We start from the raw sequence: 9,317 nt of genomic DNA on the forward strand, positions 1-9,317 counted from the left end.
ACCATTTCAATGATTTCCATGGTCTCTTCATCGGTTACTCTTAAACCTTTGATGAATTTCGGTTCCTTTCCGAGTTTATCCATTGATCTTGAAATTTCAGGACCTCCCCCATGAACGATGAGAGGTTTCATTCCCACATATTTGAGTAAAACAGTATCGCGAGCTGTAGATGACTTTGCTTCATCATCCACCATTGCATGTCCACCATACTTAATTAAAATTTTCTTGCCATGAAACTTTTTAATGTAAGGCAAAGCTTCAATTAAAACATCTATATCTTTCATTTAATCACTAACAATAATATTTTATTTAATCATTTATAAAATTAAGCATATGTGTGATGTTAAGAAATACCTTCTTGAGCTTGGAGTAAGTAAAGTAGGTTATGCGGATGTTGAGGGACTGGCCAGCGAGTTTATTGATCTACCCAATGGAATCAGTCTTGTTTTGAAGTTGCCCAAAAGAGCAATTCGATTAGTCGATGATGAAGACTATGAAGCCTATTGGAAATGTTTCCATGCTCAAATTGACAAATTAACCAAAATTGCACTTGAAGGCGAAGAATTTATTAAAAATCTTGGATACAACGCATTTGCTCTAACAATGACTCGTAATGAATGTGATATGGAAAAATTATTAAGCATTCTCCCCTACAAAACTATAGCCACTAAATCCGGGCTTGGCTGGATTGGCAGATCTGCATTATTTGTTACACCAGAATATGGCTCAGCAGTTGCGCTTGGAGCAATATTGACTGATATGCCTCTGGAATTTGGTGAACCTATTACAGATTCCCAATGTGATGAATGCGAAAATTGCCAAAAAGCATGCCCAGTTGGTGCAATTAATCCTAAAAAATGGAACGATAGACTGAATAGAGAAGATATTATTGACATCGAGGTTTGTGGCGAATATATAATTAATCAGTATAGAAACGGTTTAGGTTGTACAAAGTGTATGAGTGAATGTAAGCTCACTCAAGAGTATTTGAAAAATGAGAAATGAGTATTTAGATACCCATTTTAAATTTAAATCTGTATTCCTGATTTACAATTTCCATTCCTATGAATGAGCCTTTTAAAATATCAGCTACTTTTTGCAAATCACTTGCAGTTATTTCACTACCATTTCCGATGGGGGAGAAAAATGTAATCTCATTATCGACAATAAGGTAGTTTAAAAGTTTTGTGTTTTCTTTTTGGTATTTTTCGACAATCGCTAAGATTTCTTCTTCAATTGATTTATCAAGGTTTGTCATTCTTATCACCTTTAAAATTAATTTAACAAATTAGCATATAAATTTTTAGTGAGAAAAATGTTACTTATCTAACAAATGGATGCCTGTTAGAGAACTCCAAACAATTAAAGTGTATACTGATAACCTCTCAAAGACTGGCATATAAATACTTTCCATGTTAAAGAACATTACCCAAAATACGATTAAACCAAATATGCCTAAAATTAGTGTTATTTTTTGATATCTTCCGAAATCCTCCATGGATTTTGAAATTAAAACAAGCAATATATTCCCACCTAAAATCGCCATGACTGCTCCCAAGGTGTGGTAACCTGAAGTCAGAGGATTTCCACCGTGAATTAAACCAACAATAATAACTCCAAAGGCAGTTATCAATGCAAAAATAGAACAAATAATTTTATTTTTAACAATGCAATCTTTAAATTTATAAAAATAGCCAAAAATAAGTGCAATACCAATTAAAATAAAAGCTGAATTCATAAGCCAAAATAATGGAGAATTTCCATTAGGAATACCCAATTCAGAAATAGTGTGAAAAATATAAGTATTTGAAAGTGAAGATTTAAAAAAAGTTGCAGAAATAGCTTCAGCTATAATATAGTATATACTACCTACAATCAAAACTGCTCCGGCAACTTTACGTTTCATAATCTAAATTCCAAATTTTTTATTGAAATATTTCTCTTTTATATCGAAGTTTAACTCTTCGATGTCTGCACCGTCAAGAGCCCTTTGCAATATTTTATAAGCAATCTTTTTAGGCACAGTAGTGTTTTTGATATTGGATTTTAACCATATTTTATCAAATCTTTTCTTTAGACTGCCAAAATCAAATTTATCTGTAACATTTTTTAAATTAATTATATTTGCATAATTTACGGGGTCATATGAAGCATAACTTTGAGCATCCATAACAATTGGGTTTAACCCTAAGATATAGCGTTGCAAATCATAGTCCAGGAATGATTCATAATCCCCCTCATATGCATAAACATGAGCCTTTGCAGAAAGTGCATCAATGAATACTAAAAATTGATTTGCCATTAACGCTCTTGATGCAATCTCGTCACAGAATTTGTGTGCTGTCTGAATATTATCAGCAGCGGAGCTTGCAACATAGGTTTCATAATCTTCAAACCTGAATGCTACAAGTGCAAACATGTATAAGTCTATCCATTCATTTTCAGCCAAAAATTCTTTTGCTTTTGCTGTTAATTCATAATCTCCAGCGTTTTCACCATCGTTTAAAACCGGCATTACCCTTTCAACAAGTTCTTGTTTTTTACCGGATACTTTTAAACCATTTTCTTTTAAAATTTCTTTTAAATCAGCAACTTTGTATTTTTTAGATATTTCTTCAGCAGTAAGTGCTCCCCCCTCACCTGCAAGATAACCTTCCTTTACAAGATAATCAATGCAGTCTTGTGCTGATGGAAAAGTTCCAAATTGACCTTCATTTAAAATATCTTCAAGTTCATAACCGCTGTTTAAAAAATTTAAAACATTGAAAACTTCTAATTTTTGTTCACTCACATAAACACCTTTTATATTTCATCAGCAATATTTCAATTACCGAATGTTATAATCAAACTTCCAATTAAGAAAGCATATAAATTTAAAAAATAATAGTCAACTCAAAATTGTAACTATAAACATAATATAATATCTTCTTTAGTTAATTTAATATTTTTGCCCATAAATTATAAAAAATAGAAGAATTATGGATTACATGCTTCATCAGCAGCACCCATAACAACACTGATTTCATCTGATAAGTTTATCTCGGAAATGTTTTTAGAGGATTCCAGTTTAGCAGTGTAATAAGCTTGAGCATAGTTCATTGTAAGGAAATTTACATCCTTAAAATCAATTATGAAACTATCTTCAGGAATCTTATTTAGAATTTCGATTAATTCTACTGCATCTTCACTAGATTGCAAATGTGTACCAAATTCAGCGCCAACATTGATAATCATTTTTTACACCTATAATAATGTTTAAGATTCATTATTAATATAATTGAATAATATGAAAACATGCCCCCGATGCAAAAGAGAACTAAAAAGAGTATTTCATGGACATCCCACAGAAGAACTGGCTATTGAATCCTTTGAAAACGAAATAATCATTGGAAATTGTTGCAATAGCAGTTATAACTATTATTGTGAATATTGTGATGAGTTCTTCCAATTATAATCCCAATATGTCCTTATCAGGATTTGCATTTTTAAATAAGTTTATTTTAACATCCCTTTTCCAAGTAAATTTCAAAAGTCCCGAATGAACTATTTTTAAATCATCATCGGAAAAGCCATTCAAATAATATATTTTGCCTCGATGGCCAACATTCATCATGAATCTTATGAAATGTCTGCTTACCATTACAGAAAATGGCTTGTAAACAACAATATCATCACTGATGTATTCAACTAGTTTTTCCATCTCAAAAATATCAGGAGTAATTACTTCAACATCACAATTTGGAAATTTCTCACAAATAATTGCTTCATAATCCACAATATCACCTATTGATTAAATATTAGTTCAATCAATAATTAATATTATGGCTAATAAAAATGTTGAGTTAATGAGAGGAGAGCCTGAAAAAGCTGTAAAAAAATTAGCTATCCCAATTATGATTTCGATGATTTTAACCGCACTATACAATATCATTGATGGAATCTGGGTAGCAGGTCTTGGACCGACAGCCATTGCAGGCATTGGATTTGTAACACCAATATTTATGGTGTTGAACGGAGCAAGCGTAGGACTAGGAAATGGTGCAACAAGCAGCATTTCAAGATTTATTGGAGCAAAAAACCATGAGATGGCCAATAAATCCGCAACACAATCTTTAGTTATCTTTTTTATAGCTTCAATCATCCTGACAATTATTTTCATTATCGTGCAGGAGCCTTTACTTATTAGCTATGGTGCAACAGGACAGACATTAAACGAAGCCGTTGCATATGCAACACCACTGTTTTTAGGTTTAATTGCTTTTATGTTTTCAAATGGGTGCAGTGGAATTCTTCGTGGAGAAGGAGACATGAAAAGGGCAATGTATGTTGTAGTCGCCACCGTTATTTTGAATGCAAGTCTTGATCCAATATTTATCTATACCTGCGGTTTAGGTTCCGCCGGAGCATCACTTGCAACAATTGTAAGCTCAGCAATCGCTGCGATAATAATGTTATACTGGATTTTAATTAAAAAAGACACTTATGTTGACGTTAGCCTTAAAAACTTTAAATTTGACTCACATTTAACCAAAGACATTCTAAAGGTCGGAATTCCTTCCTCACTTGATATGCTTATTATGGCAATCGCAATGTCAATATATCTGATTGTAATTTCACTTGTCGGAGGAGATTACGGAATAGCCACATTTACATCCGGACAGAGACTATACCTATTTGCAATAATGCCCCTGACAGCTATCGGTTCAGCAGTTATTGCAGTATCCGGAAGTGCATTCGGTGCTAAAAACGGAGACTACCTTTCAAGGACACATAAATATGGTGCTAAATTCGGTCTTGCACTGGGAACATTTATAACACTGATTTTAGTTATTTTTGCAACTCCTTTGGCTACATTATTTGCATATACTCCCGAAACTGCAGGCCTGGTTCCGGGAATTGCCCAATATCTTCAGATTGCGTGTCCAACATTGATTTTAACAGGTATTGGAATACCATCCAGTTTCTTCTATCAGGGTATCGGCAAAGGCACATACAGTTTAATGTTTACAATCTTAAGGGAAATCATTTTCGTGGTTCCTTTAATTTATATCTTAGTATTTGTATTTAATTTGGAACTTGTAGGTATTTGGTTAGGCTTGTGTATCGGTAGGGCAATCGCAAGTGTCATAAACTACGTATTTGCAAGATATGAAATTAAAAGAACAAGAGCAAAATTTGGAAATTGATTCCAAATTTTTTTTAAAAGATAATATAATAATGTTATTGGAAATGTCGAAACAAAAAATTACAAAACAACGTAAAAATTGATTTAACACCATTAAATTGCTTTAAAATACAACTGAATAATTTATTAACTTCTAATTCAAATATTAGAACTACAAAATAAATTAAAAAGGTCATACTATGAGCAAACAACATAACGAAGTTAAAACAAAAATTATTCAGGAAACATTTAATGACAAAAGAAAGATGAAATGCATTGAAGATAAGGATGAACTCGGACTTGACGGACACGTCTATCAGGGCGGAGACATATTTATAACAGATGACGGGCAATTTGTTGGTTTAGACTTCCAGCAAACAGATTTTGACGAACATGAACTTGTAAAACATGTCGAACTTGCTGAAAACCTATATGAAAAGCATAAAAGATTCGTAAATCTATATCTGATTTGTCCAAAAAACGTAAACGTCTGCGTTAGGGAATGTGAAATAAGATCAGATGCATCATTTGCAATTAAATTGGCATGCATTCAGGAAGATTTATGTGAGATTACATTAAACCACATAAAAGAAAAAATAAAAAGAAATGAAATGCTCACTAACCAAGATTTGAAAGCCCTGGAAGAACTTCCAGTCAAATGCAGAAAAGAGGACAGAAACTATTACAGAACGGAATATCTTAAGATAATTAACAGATACCACTATTAATTATTTATTCCATTTGAGGATTGTTTTGCCGAATTTGGAAATGTAATCCTTATCAAAAGCCTCTTTCAAATCATCCAGGGAATTAATTTCACATACGTTGGTAATCAGTTTCTCCAGATATGTAAACAATCGAGGATTTTTGGAAAGCAAATCAACAACCCCTATAAAATCCTCCCTTTCAGACCGGCTGTTTCCCTGGACAGTCAATCCCTTTTCGAGAATCAAACGAGTGTTAATTGGAATTGGATATTCACTTACTCCAAATAAATTGATTGTACCCTGAGGGTTAATTATATTAATCATCTGGTCAACTGCAGATTGTGAAGCGCTTGAGCCGACACATTCAAATCCATGGTCAACAACCAAATCATCCGGAACATCATGGATTCTGTAAACCTCATCAGCAAATGAAAACAAATCAAGATTGTCCTGATGTTTTCCGAAAATAATTACTTTGGATTGTGGAAACATCTCCTTTAAAAGTAAAGTTGTGATAAATCCCAGATTTCCATCTCCCCATACACCCAAGACATCCTTTGGAGTAACGCAAATCTCTTCAAATTTTGAAATCCCCTGATAAGCAACAGAAATCAGTTCAATGAATGCTGAGACATGCAAATTAAAATCATCAGGTATTCTGATAACCCTATCAGATTCCATTTTGATTAAATCAGATGTGAAACCGTCAAAACCGCTTCCCCGGAATTTGGATTTGTATGAATAATTGGCTCTGCACACATCTCCTCCAAAAGGAGTGTTTGGAATCATGACAACCTTATCTCCTGATTTAAAGTTATCTTCACTGTCAAATACAACCTCACCAATTCCTTCATGAATCAGAGCCATCGGCAATTTTTTATCTAAAATCTCTGCCGGTCTTGATCCCTGATAATATCTTTGATCAGCCTGACAGATCGAGAGGTAAGTTGGCCTTACAACTACACCGTCAAGTTCTATTTCATCAATTGACTCTTCAAAAAATTTTGGAGATTTTAATCTGTAGACAATATTAATCATGTTGGTCCTCAAGTATTGTATTTGCTAATTTCAAGTCATAAGGATAAGTAATTTTAATATTTGTTACTTCTCCCTCTACTAGATATACATCTTCACCTTTCAAAGTGAATATTTTACATGCATCTGTTAGTATATTAGTTTCATCTTCTGTTAAACTGCACATTAATGAATGAAGTTTATTTATATTGAAGCTCTGTGGCGTTTGGCCTTGGTAATAATTTGACCTCACAGGAATATTTGAAATTGTGTTGCCGTCGACACTTTCGACAATGGTATCGGTAGCCGGCACAACGGTATCGCATGCACCATATTTTCTGCTGGCTTCAATATTGTCCTCAATAATCCTATGGGTAACGAAAGGCCTTACTGAATCATGAGTAATGATAATTGATTCATCATTGATTGTGAAATTTTCACCTATGTAATTGATACTGTTCATAAGAGTATCATTTCTTGTTTTTCCACCTTCAATAACAACAATGCCCTCATTATCGCCAATATATTCTTCAATCAAATGATTTGTGTGATTGATATAATTTTTTGGTGTTAAAACTATTATTTTATCAATTTTACTGTTTATTACAAACTTTTCTATAGTATGAATAATAACCGGTCGGTCACCCAATGGCAGGAATTGTTTTGGAGTGTCGGTTCCTCCCATTCTTGATCCGATTCCCCCGGCCAGAATAGCTGCAAAAATCATCTAAATTTGCTCCTTTTTAAATATCATCAAGTAATGTGATTTTCCATCTGGAATTTCAGCGCCGATATCTTCATTCAAATAAATCTTTTTAAGACCGTGATTGCTAAACTGTTTTTCCAGCTCATCCGGAGAAACCCTTACTTCCAAAGAGGGTCCGAACTGCATTTCGACAGGCGCAAACTCCATTATGGCAATTCTGCCATCATCTTTGGTTACCCGTTTAAGTTCCAAAATGGCTTCATCGGCATTTTTCTTAAAACCGTGAAATACGTTAAGCATCAAAACGACATCAACAGATGCCTTTTCAATTTCTGAGATTTCACCAGCCAAATCCGCTTCAACATTAAACAGATTTCCAACATTATTTTCCTTTTTATATTCTTCCAAATCATTTATGGATTGAGGGTAGTTATCCACTGCATAGACTTTGCCGTCGGGAAGATATTTATCGATAGCTTTAATGGCAATATAACCGTCACCGCAGCCAGCATCCATAAAAGTCTCATTTCCTTTCAAATCCAATTCAGTTAAGATTTCATCGGCATCCAAAAAATTCGCACTTGACTTTCCGTGATGTCTATGCTCCATAATAATCACCATATTTTGATTAAATAATATTCTTTAAAAAATAGTATATAATAATTTTCAATGAAAAAAATAGAAATAGATGGAATGAACACATTCCATAAAGTTTGATTAATTATTCTTTTTGAAACATAATCAGGTAGTGTGATTTACCTTCGGGAATGTCTTCACCGATTTCTTCGTTTAGGTAAATCTTTTTAAGACCATGTTTTGCAAACAGTTCTTCCAACTCTTCAGGAGAGCTTCTCATTTTAGTTGGAGGTCCTTTTGGAACATCCCAAGGTTTATAATCCATGATTGCAATTTTGCCATCTGGAGAAACAATTCTTCCAAGTTCAATGACGGCTTCATCGAGTTTTCTGGATGCTTTAAATCCATGGAAAACATTGACCATTAAAACTATATCAATTGAAGAGTCTTCCACGCCCGGAATTCCTTCAGTAATATCCGCCTCGATATTGATTAAGTTTTCAACATTGTTTTCTTCTTTATATTTTTCCATGTCTTCAATGGAGGCATCATAAATATCTACTGCATAAACAGTTCCCTTATGATTATAATCTTCCAAAAGTTTAATGGCATTGTGACCGTCACCACAACCTGCATCCATAAAAGTTTCATTTCCTTGAATATCCAACTCGTTTAATATTTCATCGGAATCCAGGAAAAATGCACTTGAGAATCCGTGAGCTCTGTGTCCATTTTCCGGCATCATCATATTTTTCACCTAGATAATATTCTTTAAAAAATAGTATATAATAATTTTCAATATGATGAAATGTATAAAACGCTAAAAAAATTGTTAAAAATAAATAAAAAAAGTTATAAGAGGATTATTTTTTCCAAGTTTGTTTTACTCCTCTTCCTCTTTTACTACCAGGTTTAGTATAACTTCTTTTTTGTCTTGTTCTTCTGTTAGTTCCTTTAACTTTTGCCATATTTTCCCCTCCTTACAGTTGATAATAATAAAATTAGAATATATATAACAAAAAAATATTTGTTTTCAAGATATTTAAAGCTTTTCTTTAAGTGGTATATTCAGCATTAATTTTAACATAATCATATGTTAAATCACAACCCCATGCAGTAGCTTCACCATCACCCAAATCCATATCAATAT

The 9,317-nt window shown here is 33.1% G+C and carries 15 protein-coding genes; 4 read left to right on the forward strand and 11 right to left on the reverse strand.

The features are described 5' to 3' along the window. The coding region (argB, locus tag Q0W04_RS09905; RefSeq protein WP_298502771.1) for an acetylglutamate kinase at window positions 1-284 on the reverse strand (284 nt) is incomplete at its 3' end. Window positions 285-447: 163 nt separating this feature from the next. Between argB and Q0W04_RS09910 the strand changes: the two genes are divergently transcribed. Next, a complete protein-coding gene (locus Q0W04_RS09910) occupies window positions 448-1,005 on the forward strand; it encodes a 4Fe-4S binding protein (RefSeq protein ID WP_298502774.1) in 558 nt (185 codons plus the stop codon). Between the two features lie 4 nt (window positions 1,006-1,009). Here the strand turns inward: Q0W04_RS09910 and Q0W04_RS09915 are convergent, their stop codons facing one another. From Q0W04_RS09915 to Q0W04_RS09930, 4 genes are all read right to left on the reverse strand, one after another. Continuing rightward, complete coding sequence (locus tag Q0W04_RS09915; protein WP_298502777.1) at window positions 1,010-1,258, reverse strand: hypothetical protein; 249 nt, start codon at window positions 1,256-1,258, stop codon at window positions 1,010-1,012. A gap of 60 nt (window positions 1,259-1,318) precedes the next feature. Beyond that, window positions 1,319-1,906, reverse strand: coding sequence for a DUF998 domain-containing protein (locus tag Q0W04_RS09920; RefSeq protein ID WP_298502780.1), 588 nt, complete (start codon window positions 1,904-1,906; stop codon window positions 1,319-1,321). A gap of 3 nt (window positions 1,907-1,909) precedes the next feature. Next, on the reverse strand, window positions 1,910-2,791 hold the full coding sequence (locus Q0W04_RS09925; RefSeq protein WP_298502783.1) for an SAP domain-containing protein: 882 nt from the start codon (window positions 2,789-2,791) through the stop codon (window positions 1,910-1,912). Window positions 2,792-2,976: 185 nt separating this feature from the next. Beyond that, on the reverse strand, window positions 2,977-3,234 hold the full coding sequence (locus Q0W04_RS09930) for a hypothetical protein (RefSeq protein ID WP_298502785.1): 258 nt from the start codon (window positions 3,232-3,234) through the stop codon (window positions 2,977-2,979). Window positions 3,235-3,286: 52 nt separating this feature from the next. On the opposite strand from Q0W04_RS09930, the gene Q0W04_RS09935 reads away from it, so the two are divergent. Then, window positions 3,287-3,454 (forward strand): hypothetical protein, encoded by a 168-nt coding sequence (locus Q0W04_RS09935; protein ID WP_298502787.1) that lies wholly within the window; start codon window positions 3,287-3,289, stop codon window positions 3,452-3,454. Here Q0W04_RS09935 and Q0W04_RS09940 read toward each other — a convergent pair. After that, entirely contained in the window at window positions 3,449-3,775 is a 327-nt protein-coding gene (locus Q0W04_RS09940; RefSeq protein WP_298502789.1) for a hypothetical protein, read from the reverse strand. The genes Q0W04_RS09935 and Q0W04_RS09940 overlap by 6 nt on opposite strands. Before the next feature lie 46 nt (window positions 3,776-3,821). Between Q0W04_RS09940 and Q0W04_RS09945 the strand changes: the two genes are divergently transcribed. After that, window positions 3,822-5,186 carry an MATE family efflux transporter gene (locus tag Q0W04_RS09945; protein ID WP_298502792.1) on the forward strand — a complete coding sequence of 455 codons (1,365 nt, stop codon included), beginning with the start codon at window positions 3,822-3,824 and terminating at the stop codon, window positions 5,184-5,186. A 178-nt stretch (window positions 5,187-5,364) separates the two neighbouring features. Next, window positions 5,365-5,892, forward strand: a complete 528-nt coding sequence (locus Q0W04_RS09950) for a hypothetical protein (protein ID WP_298502794.1) — start codon at window positions 5,365-5,367, stop codon at window positions 5,890-5,892. Here Q0W04_RS09950 and Q0W04_RS09955 read toward each other — a convergent pair whose 3' ends face one another. From Q0W04_RS09955 to Q0W04_RS09975, 5 genes are all read right to left on the reverse strand, one after another. Beyond that, window positions 5,893-6,909 carry an alcohol dehydrogenase catalytic domain-containing protein gene (locus tag Q0W04_RS09955; RefSeq protein ID WP_298502796.1) on the reverse strand — a complete coding sequence of 339 codons (1,017 nt, stop codon included), beginning with the start codon at window positions 6,907-6,909 and terminating at the stop codon, window positions 5,893-5,895. It abuts the gene before it with no gap. Continuing rightward, window positions 6,902-7,612, reverse strand: a complete 711-nt coding sequence (locus tag Q0W04_RS09960; protein WP_298502799.1) for a 2-C-methyl-D-erythritol 4-phosphate cytidylyltransferase — start codon at window positions 7,610-7,612, stop codon at window positions 6,902-6,904. Before Q0W04_RS09960 ends, Q0W04_RS09955 begins: the two co-directional genes overlap by 8 nt. After that, window positions 7,613-8,200 (reverse strand): class I SAM-dependent methyltransferase, encoded by a 588-nt coding sequence (locus Q0W04_RS09965; RefSeq protein WP_298502802.1) that lies wholly within the window; start codon window positions 8,198-8,200, stop codon window positions 7,613-7,615. 112 nt (window positions 8,201-8,312) lie between these two features. Further along, window positions 8,313-8,915, reverse strand: a complete 603-nt coding sequence (locus Q0W04_RS09970; protein ID WP_298502805.1) for a class I SAM-dependent methyltransferase — start codon at window positions 8,913-8,915, stop codon at window positions 8,313-8,315. A 307-nt stretch (window positions 8,916-9,222) separates the two neighbouring features. Further along, a partial coding sequence (locus Q0W04_RS09975) for a bifunctional ornithine acetyltransferase/N-acetylglutamate synthase (RefSeq protein ID WP_298502807.1) occupies window positions 9,223-9,317 on the reverse strand: 95 nt, incomplete at its 5' end.

It is taken from the genome of uncultured Methanobrevibacter sp. (genome assembly GCF_947170395.1).
Taxonomy (GTDB): Archaea; Methanobacteriota; Methanobacteria; order Methanobacteriales; family Methanobacteriaceae; genus Methanocatella.

Bases quoted from the DNA above. Each gene is read 5' to 3' on its own strand.
- Q0W04_RS09920 (WP_298502780.1), bottom strand. From the start codon at position 1,906: ATGAAACGTAAAGTTGCCGGAGCAGTTTTGATTGTAGGTAGTATATAC.
- Q0W04_RS09970 (WP_298502805.1), bottom strand. From the start codon at position 8,915: ATGATGATGCCGGAAAATGGACACAGAGCTCACGGATTCTCAAGTGCA.
- Q0W04_RS09960 (WP_298502799.1), bottom strand. From the start codon at position 7,612: ATGATTTTTGCAGCTATTCTGGCCGGGGGAATCGGATCAAGAATGGGA.
- Q0W04_RS09950 (WP_298502794.1), top strand. From the start codon at position 5,365: ATGAGCAAACAACATAACGAAGTTAAAACAAAAATTATTCAGGAAACA.
- Q0W04_RS09965 (WP_298502802.1), bottom strand. From the start codon at position 8,200: ATGGAGCATAGACATCACGGAAAGTCAAGTGCGAATTTTTTGGATGCC.
- Q0W04_RS09945 (WP_298502792.1), top strand. From the start codon at position 3,822: ATGGCTAATAAAAATGTTGAGTTAATGAGAGGAGAGCCTGAAAAAGCT.
- Q0W04_RS09955 (WP_298502796.1), bottom strand. From the start codon at position 6,909: ATGATTAATATTGTCTACAGATTAAAATCTCCAAAATTTTTTGAAGAG.
- Q0W04_RS09930 (WP_298502785.1), bottom strand. From the start codon at position 3,234: ATGATTATCAATGTTGGCGCTGAATTTGGTACACATTTGCAATCTAGT.
- Q0W04_RS09915 (WP_298502777.1), bottom strand. From the start codon at position 1,258: ATGACAAACCTTGATAAATCAATTGAAGAAGAAATCTTAGCGATTGTC.
- Q0W04_RS09935 (WP_298502787.1), top strand. From the start codon at position 3,287: ATGAAAACATGCCCCCGATGCAAAAGAGAACTAAAAAGAGTATTTCAT.